The organism is Variovorax sp. AC103, from assembly GCF_979254005.1.
Window position 1 is genome coordinate 61,533 of the sequence record NZ_CEEDFC010000011.1, and the last position, 17,831, is coordinate 79,363.

Below are 17,831 nucleotides of genomic sequence, written 5' to 3' on the forward strand. Positions count from 1 at the left end.
TCGGTTTTCGATGGCGCGAAACAGAGGCGACTCAAGTTGCACACGCGCAGGGAGGACATCGGCCTATGGCTTCAAGAAAGCATTTCAGCGCGGGCTTTTCGCTCGTGGAGGTACTCGTTTCCATCGTGGTGTTGAGCATGGGATTGCTCGGCGCCATGGGCATGCTGCTGGCGGCTGCCCGCACCAGCAACGAGGCGGCAACGTTCACGGCGGCCGTCAACCTCGTGCGCGACCTGTCGGAGAAGGCGCGCATGAACAAGGGCGTGGCGGCCAAAAACGACGCCGCGAACGCCTATCTGCTCGAGCACTGGACCGAAGCCACGGCACCCGCAGTCGCGGGGCCGTCCTGCGCCACGGTGGGTGCGCCTTGCAAGGCCGCGCAGCTTGCCGCCTGGGACCTGCGCGAATGGAAGCAGCGCGTCGCCGCCGTGTTGCCCGATGCGCGCGTCAGCGTGTGCTTCGACGAGGCGCCGTGGAGCGAAGCGGCGGGCGCCTACGTGTGGCCCTGCAGCCATACCGGCCGCAGCGTGGTCGTCAAGCTCGGCTGGACGCCGCGCGGCACGGCGGTGACCGGGCAGACGACGCCCGCACCCCGGCTGGTGATGCAACTGGTGCCAGGTGCGTCCGATGACGGCCACGTCGGTTCCTGAATCCGCACGACGCGCGCGCCAATGCGGCGTGGCGCTCGTCGAACTGCTGGTCGCGATGGGTCTTGCGCTGTTCGTGGTGCTGTGCGCCACGGCCGCATTCGTCGGCAGCAAGCAGCTGTTCACCGCGGATGCCGAGGCACAGGCGGTGGAAGACACCCTCCGGTTCGCCGGCTTCGTCGTGAAGGGCATTGTTCGGCAGGCGGGCTACGCCGACTATGCGCCGGACCGCGTGGACGCCGACGGCGCAATCTCCTTGCCAAGTTCGAGCACGAGCCCGCGCACGGGCATGGCGTCGGACGACCCCTCGGAGCTGCACATCGTGGGAGCGCGCAACGCCCGCGTCGGGGGCAAGGACGAAAGCTACGGCACCCACAACAGCCGGGGCGTCAATGGCAGCGATTCCCTGCTCGTGCGCTTCTTTGGCCGCAGCCGCGCGGACGGCGATGCCACCGAGCCCGACGGCACCATGGTCGACTGCATGGGCTTCCCCCAGCCGGGCCCCATGCCGGGCCAGCAGACGTCCGCGGACCGCGCATGGAGTTTCTTCTTCGTCGCCAATGCCACCGACGGCGAGCCCGAGCTCTACTGCAAGTACCGCAGCGACGAGAGCGGGAGCTTCCGTGCTGAGCCGCTGGCGCGGGGCGTCGAGGTGTTCAACGTCGTCTATGGCCACGACAGCGACGGCGACGGCGTGCCCGAGCGCTGGCTCGACGCGGCGCAACTGGAAGCCCGCGCGCCATCGGCCACCAAGTCGGCCGCCGAATGGCGCAAGGTGGTGGGGCTGCGGTTCGGCCTGGTGGCGCGCAGCGCGCGCGCCAACGGCTGGCCGCGTGGGGCGGACGAGGTGCTGTACCCGCTGGGCCGCGAGTTTCCCGGCGTGAGCTTCAGGCCCGCGGCCGACGGGCGGCTGCGTCGCGTGGCCACGTTCACAGTGATGCTGCGCAACCCGCTGAAAGACGCCACGCCATGAACCGCGCCATGAACCGCGCCATGAACCGCGCCATGAGCCGCGCCGCTGGGGGCCCGGCGCGCGGGTTCTCGCTGATCGTCGTGCTGCTGATGCTGCTGGTGGTCACGGTGCTCGGGCTCGGGGCGGCACAGACCTCGCTCGTGAGTGAGCGCGGTGCCCGCAACGACCGCGACACCGAGGTGGCGTTCCAGGCTGCCGAGGCCGCACTGCTCGACGCCGAAGCCGATGTGCTTGGCCCCAACGACGACACCCGCCAGCGCCTGTGTGTTTTCAACAGCAGGGACATCACGGCCTTCGCGGCGGGGTGCGGTGCCGGCGGCGATCGCCAGGGGCTGTGCGCGCCGGTCGCACCGGGCAACGAACCCGCGTGGATGGGCGCGGATTTCTCGGCCGATGCGGGCACGTCGGTGGCCTACGGGGACTTCACCGGCCAGACCTATCTCAGCGGCGGCACAGGCACGGGACCGAGCGCCGGCGCGGTGTCGGCCCGGCCGCCGCGCTACATCGTCGAGGCCGTGCGCAGCCATGGCGGCTGGCAGGCCGACCAGCTCCAGAGCGCGAGCGCCGATGGTGCCCGCTACCTTTTTCGCGTGACGGCCATCGGCTACGGCGTGCGCGAAGAAACGCAGGTGGTTTTGCAGACCACCTTGTTCAAAACGGCGGCCAGTCCCGGCTGCCCTTCGTGAGAAGCGAATCGATGCGTTGCCTTCGAACTCCGTGCCTGGCTGTGCGGGCCTTCTGCGCACTCTGCGCACTCTGCGCCATCTGCGCCGTTTGTGCGGGCCGCCACGCCCATGCGGCCACGCCGCCCGACGCGGTACTGCCGAGCGAGCCGCTGGCTTCGTTGGCGTCGCGCGTCGATCCCAATGTCGTGCTCGACCTCGCGCTCGATGTCTCGAATGCCGGCGCGGCCTACCGCGGCGAGTTCGACGCCACGGTGCGCCACACCGGCCTGTGGGACCCCATGGGCTGCTACAGCTACGCGAGCACCGACGGCTACTTCAAGCGGGAGGCCACGGCAGGCAAGGGCGCCGGCGGCGAAATCGTCTGCAATCGCCAATGGAGCGGCAACCTGTTGAACTGGGCCGCGACGTCCAGCATCGACGGTGTGCGGCTGGCGCTGACCGGGGGCGACCGCGCGGTGGACGAGGTCGATCGAACGGTCTTGCGGCGGGCAGAACTGCCAGCGAGCTTCTATCGCAGCGCGCACTTTCCCGACAAGGTCTTGAAGGCGCGCGCGGAACTGTTCACGCCGCTGACCACGGGCGACGCCCTTCATTTCAACAACTGCGGCGATCAGGTCTTCGTCGGCCCTTCCGCCACGGGTTCGTGCGCCGAGCCCGGAAGCGACCGGCGCCACGGCGCGTACCTGGCGCGCGTGGCGGTGTGCACCCCGGACGAGGCGGCCACACGCGGCGCGCTGTGCCTGCGTTATCCGAGCGGCCATCACAAGCCGGTCGGCGTCGTCCAGACCCATTCGGAACACATGCGCTTCTCGGTCTTCGGCGCTCTGGCGGGCGGTGCGTTGCTCGCGCCGATGAAGCACACCGGTCCGCTGAAGGTCGATGCGGCCTTCGACAAGGTGGCCAACGCGCAGGCGGAGTGGGATGCCGTCACCGGTGTCTTCAAGACGGGACCGGGCCCGGCGAAAGGTGTCGTCGATGCGATCCATCGCGTCGGCCGCGGCGGTGTCTACGGCCAGCCCGACGCCGTTCGCACGCTGTACGACGAGTCACTGCGCTACCTGCAGGGCATCGGTCTTGGCCGTGGCGTGGCGGACCCGGTGGCGGTCGGTTGCCAGAAGAACCACGTGGTCGTCATCGGGAATGCGCCACAGCACGACGACCGGCCCGACGACGGTGGCTGGAAACGCCTCGTGGGCGCGTTCGCGGAGGACGAGGCGCTGTCCTCGGCGCGTCCGTCCGGCATCGTGGGGCTCGCCTACCGGGCCAACACCCAGACGATTCGTGACGACCACCCGGACGTGCGCGCACGCACCTTCGTCATCGACACGGGGCAGCGCGTCAGCGGGCTCTCGCTGGCGGCGAAGTACGGCGGCTTCGTCGACACCAACGGCGATGGCAACCCTTTGCGGACCTCCGACGGGCTGGGCCGCCCGGATGTGAAAAGCAATGCCGAGTGGGCGGAAGGCCTAGGTGGAGACGGCCAGCCACAACCCAGGACTTACTTTCTTGCCGGTGCGCCCCTGGAGATGGCGACGGCGATGCGACGGGCCCTGGCGCGGGCTGCGCAGCCCGACGCGGACGGCATGGGCACCGGCGCGATCTCGTCGTCAGGCCTTTCGAAGGAGGGCGCCAGTCTCTTTGTGTCGCAGTCCGCGGGACAGCGCGGGGCGGGCACCCTGCTGTCGTTTCCATTGACTCACGACGCTGCCACCGGTGCCGTGCGCCGTCGCGATCTTCCCGACTGGGACGCCGGCGCCTTGCTGAGCGGCAGCCCCGCGGCCAGGCCGGCCGTGCCGGCGCGCGATCCGGCGAGCCGGCGGATCTTCACCTTGTCCGCCGCCGGCGCAGGCATGCCGTTCGAATGGAGCGCGCTCGACGGGGTGTCGAAGGGCCACCTGAGCGCAACGCCCCATGCCGATCCTGCTGCATCTGATGACTTGGGCCCCGATCGGCTGGCCTATCTGCGAGGCGATCGGCGCCGTGAGGAGTCTGTTGCCGGCGGCGTCTTTCGCGTGCGCGATTCCGTCATGGGGCGCGTGGCTCACTCGGTTCCTTTCTTCGCGGAAGGCCGTGGTGGCCGTGTTCCGGCGGTGTACGTCGGCGCCAATGACGGCATGCTGCATGCGTTCTCGGCCCGCACCGGCGAGGAGCTGTTCGCCTATGTTCCGCGCGCGCTCTTGCCCTGGTTGGCGGCCTACACCTCGCCGGACCATGTGCCTAGAAGCCTTGTCGACGGCTCTGCGACGGTGGCCGATGTGCAGCAGGCCGACGGCGCCTGGCGAAGCGTGCTGGTCTCGGGCATGGGCGGCGGTGCCACCGGGGTGCTCGCGCTCGACGTGAGCAACCCGGCCCATTTTTCCTCGAGCCATGTGATGTGGGAGTTCGGCGCCGCGGACGACGCCGACATGGGGCACCAGACACAGCCGCCACGCATCCTGAAGTTCCGCACCACCGCGGCGACGCGCACCGAGCCGGCCAGGTACCGATGGTTTGCCGTGGTGCCGTCCGGCTTCAACAACGCCAACCCGGAAAAACGCGCCGCCCTGTTCCTGTTGTCGCTCGACAAGCCCGCGAACGCGCCGTGGGTGCTGGACGTCAACTATCACAAGATCGTGTTGCCGGCCCCCACGGACGCCACCGTGGTGAACGCCCTGGGCGCACCGGGCGACTACGCGGGCGCCGACGGTGCCACGCGCTTCCTGTACGCGGGCGACACGCAGGGCAATCTGTGGAAGTTCGCCTTCACCGCCAATGCGCCGTGGCGCGCGGGCAATGCGTTGCCGTTCAAGGAGCAGCCGCTGATGGTCGCGTGGGGCGAGGGCGCCAGGCGCCAGCCGATCACCGTGGCGCCGAAGGTCGGCATCGGCCCGTCCGGTGGAGCGATCGTGCTGTTCGGCACCGGCAAGTTCGTGGGTCCGGAAGACCTGGGCCGCTCGAGCCGTGGCGTGCAGACGGTCTATGGCGTGTACGACAACGGCGAGGCCATCGGGCTGCGCGCCGCGCGCACGCAGCTTGAGCCGCGGCGCGCGATGGCGGCCGGCGGATCGGCTCCCTTCTCCATCGTCGGCGATGCATTTGCATACGGCGCCTTCGACAGCAAGACGGCTACCCGGCGCGGCTGGTACCTCGACCTGCCCGAGTCCCGCGACAAGGGCGAGCGCGTGGTCGCCGAGCCCTTGTTGAGCGACGGCCTGCTGTTCTTCAACACGCTCATTCCCGCCGCCACCGCATGCGGCGGTGGCGGCGGACGCAGTTGCGCCGTGAATGCCCTGACCGGCCTGTCCAAGGGTGGCACCTGCGTGCCCTCGGACGCCGGCATTCCCGGCACACCGCAGGTGGTGCAGTTGGGGGAAAGCGTCTACAGCGCCACCGACGTGTTCGGGCGCCGTACGCACACCCGCCGCCTGGCCGTCATCCAGGCAGGCGGGCGTGGCGGCAAGAGCGGTTTCTCGACGGCTCAGCCCGTAGCGGGCGGCACGGTCTCGCAGGTGGCGGGGCGCCTGAACTGGCGCCAGGTCGTGGATGCCCGGGAGGCGAGGCGATGAACGCGGCTGCGCATCGCGCGCGTGGATTCACGTTGATCGAAGTGATGATGGTCGTTGCGATCACCGTCATCCTGGCTGCCATTTCGTACCCTTCCTACATGGACGTTGTACGCCAAGGGTGGCGCAGCGAGGCCCGCGCCGCGCTGATGCAGCAGATGCAGCACCAGGAGCGCCACTACACCCAGGCCGGCCGCTATCGGCACTACACGGGGGATTCGGGCGATTCAAGCGGCGGCGGTGCGGCGGGCAAGTACATCATCGAGAGCGGCAACTGCGAGGGACTCGGCAGCATCGACAGTTGCATCCGGCTGACTGCGAGCCTGAAGCCCGCATATGCCGATCCGCAGGTTGGCGCACTCTGGATCGACAGCACGGGCGCCAAGGGCTGCAACGGCACGCAGCGCACGAGGTGCTGGCAGTGAACGCCGGGGCATGCAGGGCGGGGCCCGCGGGCGGATTCGCGCTGCTGGAACTGATGGTGGTCGTGGCCATCGTGGCGGTGCTCGCCGGCATCGGCATGCCGAGCTTTCGCCAACTGCTGCTCAACCAGCGCCTGGCCGGAGCGGCGCAGGCTTTCAATGCCGCCTTGAGCCTTGCGCGCATGGAAGCCATCCAGCGTTCCCGCAGTGTGCGGGTGACCGCGCTCGCGGGCAGTGACTGGTCCGGGGGCTGGGTCGTGACAACGGGTGCGCGCGGGTCCACCGGCCCCGATTCACCCACGACGCTGCGCCGCTTCGACGGGTTGCCGGACGGTGTCAGCGTGGATGCATCGCTCGGCGACGGATTTGCGCAGGGCGTGCGCTACGACAGCAACGGATTCTCGCGCCAGGCCAACCGTGCGGGCTTCGGTGCGGGATGTCTCACGCTGAAGGCCGACACGGGCCGCAGGGCGTCGATCGTGGTGTCGGCATCGGGGCGGGCCCGGGTCTGCAATCCGGACCAGCAGGGAGACTGCGGCACCGGGGTCTGCGGCAAGGCCGCCAAAAAAGAGGAGCGCGGCTGAGTGGGCGTCAGATGTCGCGCAGCAATTGCCTGAATTCGTCCACGTCCTCGAAGCTGCGGTACACCGAGGCAAAGCGCACATAGGCGACCTTGTCGAGCTTCTTGAGCTCGCGCATCACGAGTTCGCCGACCTTCGTCGACTCGATTTCGCGCAGGCCGCTGGCCAGCAGCTTCTGCTCGATGCGCAGCAGGGCGTTGTCGATCTGCTCGATGCTCACCGGCCGCTTGCGCAGCGCCAGCATCATCGAGGCGCGCACCTTGGCGGAGTCGAAATCGGCACGGCTGCCGTCCTTCTTCACGACAACGGGAAAATTGACGTCGGGCCGCTCGTAGGTGGTGAAGCGCTTGTCGCAGGCGCCGCACTGGCGGCGTCTGCGAACGAAGTCGGCGTCTTCCGAAACGCGGGTTTCGACAACCTGCGTCTCAAGATGACCGCAAAAAGGGCATTTCATGCGGTCAGGTCTTCGGGTGGATCAGCGGTAGACAGGGAAGCGGCTCGTCAGCGCGTGCACCTTGGCGCGCACGGCGTCGATGTTCGCCGCGTCGCGCGGGTTCTCGAGCACGTCGGCGATCAGGTTGGCGGTGGCGCGGGCCTCTTCGTCCTTGAAGCCGCGCGTGGTCATGGCGGGGGTGCCGATGCGCACGCCGCTGGTGACCATCGGCTTTTCGGGGTCGTTGGGGATCGCGTTCTTGTTGATCGTCATGTGGGCGCTGCCCAGCACGGCTTCGGCTTCCTTGCCGGTGATGCCCTTGGCGCGAAGGTCGACCAGCATCACGTGGCTTTCGGTGCGTCCGCTCACGATGCGCAGGCCGCGCTGGGTGAGGGTGTCGGCCACGATCTGCGCGTTCTTGACCACCTGTTGCTGGTAGGCCTTGAACTCGGGCGCCATCGCTTCCTTGAACGCGACGGCCTTGGCGGCGATCACGTGCATCAGCGGGCCGCCTTGCAGGCCCGGGAAGATGGCACTGTTGATGGCCTTTTCGTGCTGCGACTTCATCAAGATGATGCCGCCGCGCGGGCCGCGCAGGCTCTTGTGGGTGGTGGAGGTGACGATGTCGGCGTGCGGCACGGGGTTGGGGTACACGCCCGCGGCCACGAGGCCGGCGTAGTGGGCGATGTCGACCATGAAGATCGCGCCCACGTCCTTGGCCACCTTGGCGAAGCGTTCGAAATCGATGCGCAGCGAGTAGGCCGAAGCACCCGCGATGATCAGCTTGGGCATGTGTTCATGCGCCTTGCGCTCCATCGCGTCGTAGTCGATGGCTTCGTTGGCGTCCAGGCCATAGCTCACGACGTTGAACCACTTGCCGCTCATGTTCAGCGGCATGCCGTGGGTCAGATGGCCGCCTTCGGCCAGGCTCATGCCCATGATGGTGTCGCCAGGCTTCAGGAAGGCGAGCATCACGGCTTCGTTGGCCGAGGCACCGCAATGCGGCTGCACGTTGGCGGCGTCGGCGCCGAAGAGCTGCTTGACGCGGTCGATGGCCAGCTGCTCGGCCACGTCGACGTGCTCGCAACCGCCGTAGTAGCGCTTGCCCGGGTAGCCTTCGGCGTACTTGTTGGTGAGCTGCGAGCCCTGGGCGGCCATGACGGCCGGCGAGGCGTAGTTCTCGCTGGCGATCAGCTCGATGTGATGTTCCTGGCGCGCGTTTTCGGCTTGAATTGCGGCCCAGATTTCGGGATCGGTCTGTTCGACCAGGATATTGCGTTGGTACATGGCAGTCCTTTGAAGACGAGGTCCTTGTTCTTCAACCAAACAAGGGCTGCCCAGGCGAACGGCTGAACGCCCGATGTGGTCAGGCGGCACGCTTCCCAGTGGTATTCCACGTCAGCGCGGGGCACCTTGTGCGGGTGCTGCGCCTATCGCCAGTCGCGTACCCGCCGAGTGTAGCGCACCGCACCCGGCAAGATGAATGTCAGGAGACGGAAGACAGCAGGGCCACCTTGGCCGGCTCGGCCTCTTCAGGCTTGGCCGGTGCCACCACCGGAAGCGGCTGGGCACGCACGCCCGGCGGCGTGACCGTGGTCGACGGCGCGCGGCCGTTGGCCACCTGCAGCAGGCGCTCGTGTTCGGCCATGACCTTGCTGGCGTAGCCGCCGTCGTCCTCCAAGTTGGCCGCGCCCACGTAGTAGCGCAGGCCACCTTCGAGCGAGCCGGCGCGGGCGATGCATTCCTGCAGCACCTTGACGCCCACGCGCATGTTGGTCACGGGGTCGAAGGCGGTGAGCGTGCCGCCCGCGCTTTCGTACTTGTCGCCGTGCACGCGCGTCATGACCTGCATCAGACCCTGCGCGCCGACCTGGCTCTGGGCGAACGGGTTGAAGCTGGACTCGACGGCCATGATCGCGAGGATCAGCGTCGGGTCGATCTTCGTGCGCTTGCCGATGCCGTAGGCCTCGGCCACCAGCACGCTCAGCGGCTCGGCGGCCACGCGGTACTTCTTGCTCAGCCAGTAAGCCACGGCGGCCTGCTGCTTGGGCAGGTCGCTGGGGCTCGCGGCCGTGGTCCGCTCGATGGCGGTCGGCTCCAGGTCGGTGGCCTCCGGCGCCGGCTTGCGCGATTGCAGCCAGCCCATCAGTTGCTCCTCGCCGGTCTTGCGCAGGTCGGGCCGCGCCACGAGGGCGAGGGCCGCGAACACGATGGCCAGGCCGACCAGTGCAAACCCGTTGTGGGTGATCTCAAAAAAGCCGTCTGCCACATCGGACACGAAGGTCCTTAGCCCGCGGGCTGTGGCATCAAACGCCTTGTTCATCGCTCTTCCTTTCTGTGCGGCACCCGAAACGCAACGCCGGTGAAGGCGAGGGATGAAGGCAGCGGCGCTTGGATTGGTACGAATCAGGCTCCGCGCATGGAGTGAAGGGGGTTGGGAGCGCGGTGGCCTGATCAAGCCGGTTGGGATTCGGCAGCGGATTCAGGGGGCCCTGCCGCGTCGGGCGGTCAGAGCAGGGCGGATTCTAGCGTGGCTAAATACCCGGTCAAGCATAAGGAATTGAATCTTTATGCTAATGGGTGCTTAAAAAAGTGACGGTTTCGAAGCGTTTCTGCTTAGGGGAAATCCCTTTGTAAAACGCGTTTGCAATCCGAGGGAGCGCCGCCTAATCTGGACGGGCCTGAGGTTTCAGGCGTTTTTCCGAAGTCCCGCAGCCCGAGGTGCAAGTCGAAGGCTCAGCGTCCGAGGAACCACGGTGGCAATCTCTTGCTGCCAGCACGGTGGGAACCATCGACTTCCTGTCGCGCGAATCGATGGCATGGGTCTTGTGCCCGCCATCAAGCCCGACGACAAGACAGCAGTCGAGTCGCCGGGCTTTCTTGTTTCTGGGTGCACCTCTTTGCGGCACACTCCCGCGATGGATGCAGCTTCGATCAAACAAAACAAATGGGTGCGGCGTGGGATCGTCGCTTTGCTGGTTCTGCTGGTGTTCTGGGTCGTTGCCTGGCTGGCCGTGCCCCCCATCGCCAAGAGCCAGATCCAGAAGATCGCGAGCGACAAACTCGGCCGGCAGGTCACCGTCGGCAAGATCGATTTCAAGCCCTGGACGCTCGAGCTCACGCTGAATGACCTGCGCATCGCGACCGCCGACGGCAGCAAGCCGCAGGTGGCCATCGCCCGCATCTACGCCGACGCCGAACTGCAGTCCATCTTCCGTTTCGCCCCGGTGATCGACACCGTCACCGTCGACGCGCCGGCTATCCTGCTCACGCACCTGGCCGACGGCAAGTACGACATCGACGACATCCTGGCCAAGCTCTCGGCCGGCCCGCCGTCCGACCCGAATGCCAAGCCCGCGCGCTTCGCCATCTACAACATCGCGATCAACGGAGGCGCGGTCGACTTCGACGACCAGACCGTCAAGCGCAAGCACGAGTTGCGCGACTTCGTGCTCAAGGTGCCGTTCCTCAGCAACCTCGACTCCAAGCGCGACATCAACACCGAGCCCAAGCTGGCCTTCGTGCTCAACGGCAGCAAGTTCGACTCGGCCGCCTTCACCGCGCCTTTCTCCGACAGCCGCAAGACCGACGCGCAGGTGCAGTTCAAGGGCCTCGACCTCGTGCCATACCTGGGCTACATGCCGGGCGGCCTGCCGGTGCGCCTGCAGGCGGGCAGCCTGGACGCCGACCTGAAGATCGCCTTCGAGCACGGTGCCACCAACGGCCTGAAGATCACCGGTACGGTCGAGGCGCACACCACCAAGGTGGCCGACGCACGCGGGCGGGACCTGCTGGGCTTCGAGTCGCTCAAGCTGGCGCTGGCCGATGTGCGTCCGCTCGAATCGGTGTTCCATCTGAGCGAGATCGCCCTGGTGAATCCGCAGCTGGCGGTGGCGCGCGATGCTGCGGGCCAACTCAACCTGCTCGCGACCGACCCCGCGACGGGTGCGACCGAGAAAGTCGCGCCCCTGCCTGCGGCCGCGGCCAGCGCGCCGGCGGGCAAACCGGCTGAAAAGCCGGTGCTGAAGGTGCAGGTCGACAAGCTGGCCTTGAGCGGCGGGCGCATCGGCTGGCGCGACGAAACCGTCAAGCCGGCCGCGGCCATCGACATGACCGCGCTCGGCTTCGACGTCACCGGCGTCACCTGGCCGATGGAAAAGCCGGCCGAGTTCAGCGGCAGCACCGCCATTGCCGGCGCCTCGCTCAAGTTCAAGGGCCGCGCCACCGACAAGGTGGCCGACGTGCAGACCGAAGTCGACGCGCTGCCGCTGTCGCTGGCCGCGCCCTACCTGGCGCAGAGCCTGGAGCCCACGCTGGACGGCAAGCTCAGCGGGCAGATCGACATTGCCTGGGCCCAGCCCGACCTGAAGTTCAAGGCGCGCCGCCTGTCCGCCGACGGCCTGGCGCTGACGCAGGCCAAGACGGCGCTGGCCAGCGTCGGGCGCTTCGAGCTGGTCGATGCCGAGGCCGACATGACGAAGCACACCTTGAACGTGGCCTCGTTCACCGCCACCAACCCCAAGGTGCGCATCGAGCGCGACAACGAGAAGCGCTGGATGTTCGAGCGCTGGCTGAAGGCGCCCGCCGGCGCTGACGGCGCGAAGGAAGCCGACGCCAAGGTCGCCGCGCCCAAGCCCGCCGCGGCCGAAGCACCGCAGCCCGGCGCCAACACAAAGCCATGGGCGCTGACCATCGGCACGCTGGCGGTCGACAACGGCAGCCTGTCGTACTCGGACAAGGCGAGCGCCACGCCGGTGGCGGTCGAAGTCACGGCGTTCATGCTCAATGCCCAGAAGATCTCGCCGAACACCGACGTCGTTTCGCCGCTGCAGGTGTCGGGGCGCATCGGTTCCGCCGGCCGCGCGGCCGATCCGGGCCGCTTCGACTACAAGGGCAACATCGTGCTCAAGCCGCTCGCGGCCGAAGGCCGGCTCGAGGTGGCATCGTTCCCCGCGCATGCCTTCAAGGCCTACTACGCGGACGCGCTCAACGTCGACATCCGCCGTGCCTTCGCGAGCTACCGCGGCACCGTGCGCTATGCGACCTTGCCGGCGGGCATGAGCATCAAGCTGGCCGGCGACACCGCGCTGGACGACTTCCGCGCCAACAGCGTGTCGCTCACCCAGTCGCCCGGCTTCGACCGCAACACCAACCAGTTGCTGAGCTGGAAGACGCTGAGCCTGCGCGGCCTGCAGGTCAGCATGGCGCCGAACGCGGCGCCGAGCGTCGACGTGCGCGAGACCACGCTCACCGACTTCTTCGCTCGCGTGATCGTCGATTCCACCGGCCGGCTCAACCTGCTGAACCTCACCAAGAAGGGCGAGGCCGAAGCCGACGCCGCAGCCGTGGCCACCACCGGCGACGCCAGCACCCGCAAGGGCCCGGGCGGTGCGACCACCACGACCCGTGCGGCACCGGCCCGGCCTTCGGGCGGCGCCCCGGTGTCGGCCGAGGCCATGGTCGGCGGCGCGCTCGAGCCCGCCCGGCCGACGGCCACCACCACGGCGCAAGCCGCGCCGGCCGTGCCAGCCGCCGACAGCAAGCTCGCCCCGGTCATCAACTTCGGCCCGATGAGCCTGGTCAACGGCAAGATCGACTTCACCGACCTGTTCGTCAAGCCCAACTACTCGGCCGACCTGAGCGAACTGACCGGCAAGCTCAGCTCCTTCTCGTCGAGCCCGCCGAAGGGCGAGGGCGGAAGGCCCGCGCTGGCCGACCTCGAACTGCGCGGCAAGGCACAGCAGACCGCGGCGCTGGAGATCACCGGCAAGCTGAACCCGCTGGTCAAGCCGATCGAGCTCGACATCACCGCCAAGATGCGCGATCTCGACCTGGCGCCACTCTCGCCGTATTCGGTGCGCTACGCCGGCCACGGCATCGAGCGCGGCAAGATGAGCATGGACGTCACCTACAAGGTGGCGCCCGACGGTCAGCTCACGGCCACCAACAAGCTGGTGCTCAACCAGCTGCAGTTCGGCGACGAGGTGGCGGGCGCGCCCGCCAGCCTGCCTGTGCGCCTGGCCGTGGCCCTGCTGGCCGACCGAAACGGCGTGATCGACGTCGACCTGCCGCTCAGCGGCTCGCTCAACGACCCGCAGTTCAGCATCGGGCCGCTGATCTGGAAGGCCGTGGTCAACCTGATCGTCAAGGCCGTGACGGCGCCGTTCAGCCTGCTCACGGGTGGCCTGGGCGGTGGCAGCGGCGAGTCGAGCGCCATCACCTTCGAGGCCGGCGCTTCCGACCTCAGCCCTGCCGCGAAGGAAGGCCTGGACAAGGTGGCCAAGGCGCTGACCGAGCGGCCCACGCTGCAGATGACGGTGGTCGGTACCTCCAGCCTCGACAAGGAGCGCGACGCCTACCAGCGCCAGCGCGTGCGCCAGCTGACCTATGCCGAGAAGCGCCGGGTGGCGGTGCGCGGCGGCCAGACGGGCACCGACATACCCCCGGTCACCGACGCCGAGTACCCCGACCTGCTGACGGCCGTCTACAAGCGCGCCGACATCACCAAGCCACGTAACCTTGTCGGGCTGGCGAAGGACCTGCCCCTGAAGGAGATGGAAAACCTGCTGTTCGCCAGCGTGCCGGTCGACGAGGAGTCGATGCGCCAGCTGGCGGTCGAGCGCGGCGCGGCCGTGCGCGACTACCTGCTCGCGAAGAAGGTGCCGAGCGAGCGGCTGTTCCTGGGCGCCGTGCGCACCACGGCCAGCGGCAGCGACTGGAAGCCGGGCGCAGAACTCAGCCTGACAATGAAGTGAAGCGCAGTGCCGGGAAGGGACTTGGTTTTTTCCCCGAGCTCGCTATATATGTAGTCCGTTAACCTCCACGCCCACAACCCGGTGTTCGCCCTGTTTCAGGGCGAAATTCAGCGGCCAACCGCAAGTGGGTGAAAATGTCGATGTGCGCCGGCCTTTGCCGGCGCCTTCGCTTTCTCTACCCAGACAACGATTTCGCGCAGTGACCTCTACCTCTTCCAAGCCAAACGACCTCCAAGCCCTCGACACGCTCACCGGCGGCGCCTTCACCGCGCCGACCTCCGGGGAGCGTTCCGCGCGCATCCGCGACTGGCTCGCGGGCAACCCCGCGCCCGAGCAGATGCAAGAGGTCTTCAAGGAGCTGAGCGGTCGCGACAAGGGCGCCGCGCGCCTGCTGCGCGAAAAGCTCGACGAAATCAAGCGCGCCAAGGGCCAGGAGGCCATTGCCGCCGAATGGGCGCAAAAGGCCGAGGCGCTGCTGGGCCAGTCCAAGCTCAACATCGCCGATGCACTGGCCTGGCAGCGTGACGCCGCCAAGGCCGGCGCGCCGCTGTCGCGCGAACCGCTGGCCGGGCTGAAGGCCAGGCTGGCCGAGCGCGTGAAGGGCATCGAAGACCTGCAGCACCGCGCCCAGGTGCATCGCGAAGCCGCGGTGCTGCTGGCGCAGCGCTTCGAGGTGTTGTCCACCAAGGGCTGGAAGGACGCCCAGGGTGCCGAAGAATCGCTGCGCGCCGACGTTGCCCATTGGCAGCAGCAGGCCACGGAGATCACGGCCGACGCCAACTGGACCAGCCTGGACGCCAAGTTCGCACCGCAGCTCGACGCCTCGAAGTCGCAACTGCTGGTGGTGTCCGACGCCTTCCATGGCGCGCTGGCCCAGGCGATTGCCGCCGCCGCCGACGCCTCGGCCCCGCTGCCGCCAGTGCCCGTGTGGGCCGACGAGCTGCGCGCCGCGCGCGGCGAAGTCGTCGCCCCCAAGGCCGCCGCCGCGCCTGCGCGCCCCGCCGCACCCAAGGTGGACCCGGCCGTGCGTGCCGCCGCGCAAGACGCGGTGCAGGCTGCGCTCGCCAAGCTCGAACAGGAAACCGCCGAAGGCCACGGCAAGGCCAGCGCCGGTGCCGCCGCCGCGCTGCGCGCGGTGCTCAAGGAGCACGGCAAGATGGTCGATGCCGCGCTCGAAGCACGCGTGCATGCCGCGCTGGTGGCTGCCGGCGAACTCGAAGGCTGGCAACGCTGGAGCGCCGACAAGGTCCGTGAAGACCTCGTCGCCAAGGCCGAAGGCCTGCTCAAGCGCCCCGAAGGCCAGGCCCTCGGCGGCCGCAAGATGCAGGAAACGCTGCGCGCCCTGCGCGACCAGTGGAAGCAGTCCGACCAGGGCGGCGTGCCGAACCACGCGCTGTGGAAGCGCTTCGACGAAGCCTGCAACGAAGCCCACAAGGTGGTCGAGGCCTGGCTCGAAAAGGTCCGCGCCGATGCGGCCGAGCACCGCGCGCACCGCGTGGCGCTGATCGAAGAGGTCAAGGCCTGGGCCGCCGAACACGCCGGCGCCACCGACCTGAAGGCGCACAACCGCGCGCTGCACCAGTTTGCCGACCGCTGGCGCGATGCCGGCCACGTGGGCGAGAAGCTGTTCGCCGAGCTGCAGCCGCAGTGGAACGAAGCCTTCGGCGCCGCCCGCGCACCGTTCGAGACGGCGCAGAAGGCCAGCGTCGAACGCCGCCAGGCCATGATTGCCGAGGCCGTCGAGCTCGGCGCCCAGCCCGTGCTGCGCATCGACGCCGTCAAGGCACTGCAACAGCGCTGGCAGGCCGAGGCACAGGGTGTGCCGCTCGACCGCCGCCACGAACAAAAGCTGTGGGACGCCTTCCGCGCACCCATCGACGAAGCGTTCAACCGCAAGACCGCCGAGCGCGAAAAGGCATCGTCGGCCATGAGCGATCACGACCGCTACGTACTCGACGCCTCCAAGGCGCTCGACGCAGCCAATGCCGGCGGCGACGTGCAGAAGATCCGCGCCGCTATCGCGCGCCTCGAAGGCGCGCTGCGCGGTGAAGCACCGCCGCCCGCACCGGCACCCGCGCCGAAGACCGAGCGCGCCGCCGCTTCGAGTGACGGCCCGTCGGTCGGCGCGACCGAGATCGTGGCCCCGGGCCAGGCCGCCGCCGAGTTCGGAGAAAGCGCCGAGCAGGCGCCGAGCCCGAGCGACGCTGAAGCTTCGCCAGGCACGCACACGGATGCGGCAACCGCGGCTCCGGCCGATCTGGTGGCACCCGCCGATGGCGCCGATGCGTCTGCCCGCGCCGACGAATCGGCACACGAGGCTGGTGAGCCTGCCGCGGTCGAGGCACCTGCCGCGGCGCCGAAGCCCGCGCCCAAGCCCGTCGTGGCCATGCGCGGCGACGACCGTCCGAGCAGCAAGAAAAACGAAGCAGCGCCCGCGGCACGCGGCGCGGGTGGCCGATTCGGCGACCGGCGCGACGGCGGCCGCCCCGGCCCCGGAGGCCCGGGTCGCCCCGGCGGCGATCGCGGTGCGCCTCGCTCCGATGCGCGTGGCGACCGCGGGGACCGTTTCGGCGACCGTCCGCCGCGCTTCGAAGACCGCGGTCCTCGCCTGGGCGATGCCGCCTTCCGCGCACAGCGCGAGGCGCTGGAACGTGCGGACATGGCACTGCGCAAGCTGGCGGCGCAAGCCCACGGTGAAGCGCTGACCCAGGTGCTGGGCGCGTGGGAGCAGCGCGACGCCAGCCGCCTGCCGAGCGTGCAGGAGCTGGGCCGTGCGGTGTCGCCCGCCGTTCGTACCGGTTGGTCGCAAGCGCTGGGCGCTGCGCCGTCGGCTGCCGCCACCGATGCCGCCGAAGCGTTGCTGCGCCTCGAAATGGCCGCCGAAGTGCCAACGCCGGCGGAGCAGCTCGATGCGCGCCGCGCGCTGCAACTCAAGCTGCTCACCAAGCGGGGTGACCCGGCACCGAGCCAGACCTGGGGCCAGGACGCGGGCAAGGTGCTGGCTGCGGCGCACGACGCCACCAGCGCGCGCCGCCTGCAGAATGCGCTGAAGGCACTGCTGCGCAAGTAAGCAGGCCCGAAGGCTGCGGCCATGAAAAAGACGCCCCGCGGGGCGTCTTTTTTTGGGGTCGACTTCAGTCGGCCGCGGTCAGGCTCAGACTTTTTCGCCGATCACCGGCGTCTGCACCGCCGCAGCCTGTTCCGCCGCCTGGCTGGTGCCGAGCCTGCGCCGCAGGAACAGCCCGCCGATGCCCAGCAGCAGGGCGACCGTGCCCACGATGAGCGTGCCCTTTTCCGTGGCGTTCGAGGCCGCGGCCTTGTCCTTGCTCTCCATGATCTGCTGCACGTCGGCAAGCGCCACCACCGGCTTGCCCTTGAGCTTCACTTCGTAGACCAGGTTGTTGTCCGAAGGATCGATGCGCACGTCGACGGCCTCGTCGATCAGCGGTTCGAGCTTGTTGCGGCCGATCGCGTAGTCGACACGCCATTTCTCGGTGCTGCCGTCGGCCAGCTTGGCGTCGAGCACGAAATAGTGGCGCGTGGTGCTGCCGCCGCGGCGGCGCTTGGTGGTTTCGGTGATTTCGCTGCCGCTGACGATGGTGCCGCTCTTCGCCACCAGGTCTTCCACCGCCGTGCCGTGCGTGTCGGCGCCGGCCTTGAACTGCGCGTAGCCCGCCCACCCCAGGATGCCGATGCCGACGACCAGCGCGAGCCACGCCTTGCCGGTCACTTGATACAACCAATCCCTCATGTTTTTACCTTTTTAACGAGTTGTTGACCCGTCGATGGTAA

The 17,831-nt window shown here is 68.6% G+C and carries 12 protein-coding genes and 1 riboswitch; of the genes, 8 read left to right on the top strand and 4 right to left on the bottom strand.

From position 1 onward, the window contains the following. Nucleotides 1-65: 65 nt before the first annotated feature. The 6 genes from pilV to AC0IYU_RS17230 all read left to right on the top strand — a co-directional run bounded on the left by pilV (nucleotide 66) and on the right by AC0IYU_RS17230 (nucleotide 6,854). The gene (pilV, locus tag AC0IYU_RS17205) at nucleotides 66-650 is read left to right on the top strand and encodes a type IV pilus modification protein PilV (RefSeq protein WP_472119262.1); all 585 of its coding nucleotides are present in this window, start codon (nucleotides 66-68) and stop codon (nucleotides 648-650) included. After that, nucleotides 628-1,620, top strand: a complete 993-nt coding sequence (locus tag AC0IYU_RS17210) for a PilW family protein (RefSeq protein ID WP_472119265.1) — start codon at nucleotides 628-630, stop codon at nucleotides 1,618-1,620. The genes pilV and AC0IYU_RS17210 overlap by 23 nt, the downstream gene beginning before the upstream one ends. After that, nucleotides 1,617-2,306 (top strand): pilus assembly protein, encoded by a 690-nt coding sequence (locus AC0IYU_RS17215; protein WP_472119268.1) that lies wholly within the window; start codon nucleotides 1,617-1,619, stop codon nucleotides 2,304-2,306. Before AC0IYU_RS17210 ends, AC0IYU_RS17215 begins: the two co-directional genes overlap by 4 nt. 158 nt (nucleotides 2,307-2,464) lie before the next feature. Then, entirely contained in the window at nucleotides 2,465-5,851 is a 3,387-nt protein-coding gene (locus tag AC0IYU_RS17220) for a pilus assembly protein (RefSeq protein ID WP_472119271.1), read from the top strand. Further along, nucleotides 5,848-6,273, top strand: a complete 426-nt coding sequence (locus tag AC0IYU_RS17225; RefSeq protein ID WP_435483547.1) for a type IV pilin protein — start codon at nucleotides 5,848-5,850, stop codon at nucleotides 6,271-6,273. The genes AC0IYU_RS17220 and AC0IYU_RS17225 overlap by 4 nt, the downstream gene beginning before the upstream one ends. Next, nucleotides 6,261-6,854, top strand: a complete 594-nt coding sequence (locus AC0IYU_RS17230) for a GspH/FimT family pseudopilin (RefSeq protein WP_472119274.1) — start codon at nucleotides 6,261-6,263, stop codon at nucleotides 6,852-6,854. The genes AC0IYU_RS17225 and AC0IYU_RS17230 overlap by 13 nt, the downstream gene beginning before the upstream one ends. A 7-nt stretch (nucleotides 6,855-6,861) precedes the next feature. On the opposite strand, the gene nrdR is transcribed toward AC0IYU_RS17230, so the two are convergent. The 3 genes from nrdR to AC0IYU_RS17245 form a co-directional block, all read right to left on the bottom strand. After that, entirely contained in the window at nucleotides 6,862-7,305 is a 444-nt protein-coding gene (gene nrdR / locus AC0IYU_RS17235; RefSeq protein WP_435435811.1) for a transcriptional regulator NrdR, read from the bottom strand. Between the two features lie 21 nt (nucleotides 7,306-7,326). Continuing rightward, nucleotides 7,327-8,571: a serine hydroxymethyltransferase gene (glyA, locus tag AC0IYU_RS17240; RefSeq protein WP_435435812.1), complete on the bottom strand. Its 1,245-nt coding sequence runs from the start codon at nucleotides 8,569-8,571 to the stop codon at nucleotides 7,327-7,329. 41 nt (nucleotides 8,572-8,612) lie between these two features. Next, a riboswitch (ZMP/ZTP riboswitch) is annotated at nucleotides 8,613-8,738 on the bottom strand. 32 nt (nucleotides 8,739-8,770) lie between these two features. Further along, nucleotides 8,771-9,607 carry a lytic transglycosylase domain-containing protein gene (locus tag AC0IYU_RS17245; RefSeq protein ID WP_435435813.1) on the bottom strand — a complete coding sequence of 279 codons (837 nt, stop codon included), beginning with the start codon at nucleotides 9,605-9,607 and terminating at the stop codon, nucleotides 8,771-8,773. Between the two features lie 595 nt (nucleotides 9,608-10,202). On the opposite strand from AC0IYU_RS17245, the gene AC0IYU_RS17250 reads away from it, so the two are divergent. Both AC0IYU_RS17250 and AC0IYU_RS17255 read left to right on the top strand, forming a co-directional pair. Continuing rightward, nucleotides 10,203-14,039: a DUF748 domain-containing protein gene (locus AC0IYU_RS17250; RefSeq protein WP_472119277.1), complete on the top strand. Its 3,837-nt coding sequence runs from the start codon at nucleotides 10,203-10,205 to the stop codon at nucleotides 14,037-14,039. Nucleotides 14,040-14,238: 199 nt separating this feature from the next. Beyond that, the gene (locus AC0IYU_RS17255; protein ID WP_472119280.1) at nucleotides 14,239-17,109 is read left to right on the top strand and encodes a DUF349 domain-containing protein; all 2,871 of its coding nucleotides are present in this window, start codon (nucleotides 14,239-14,241) and stop codon (nucleotides 17,107-17,109) included. 84 nt (nucleotides 17,110-17,193) lie between these two features. Here AC0IYU_RS17255 and AC0IYU_RS17260 read toward each other — a convergent pair whose 3' ends face one another. Continuing rightward, nucleotides 17,194-17,790 (bottom strand): hypothetical protein, encoded by a 597-nt coding sequence (locus AC0IYU_RS17260; RefSeq protein WP_472119282.1) that lies wholly within the window; start codon nucleotides 17,788-17,790, stop codon nucleotides 17,194-17,196. Nucleotides 17,791-17,831: the final 41 nt, after the last annotated feature.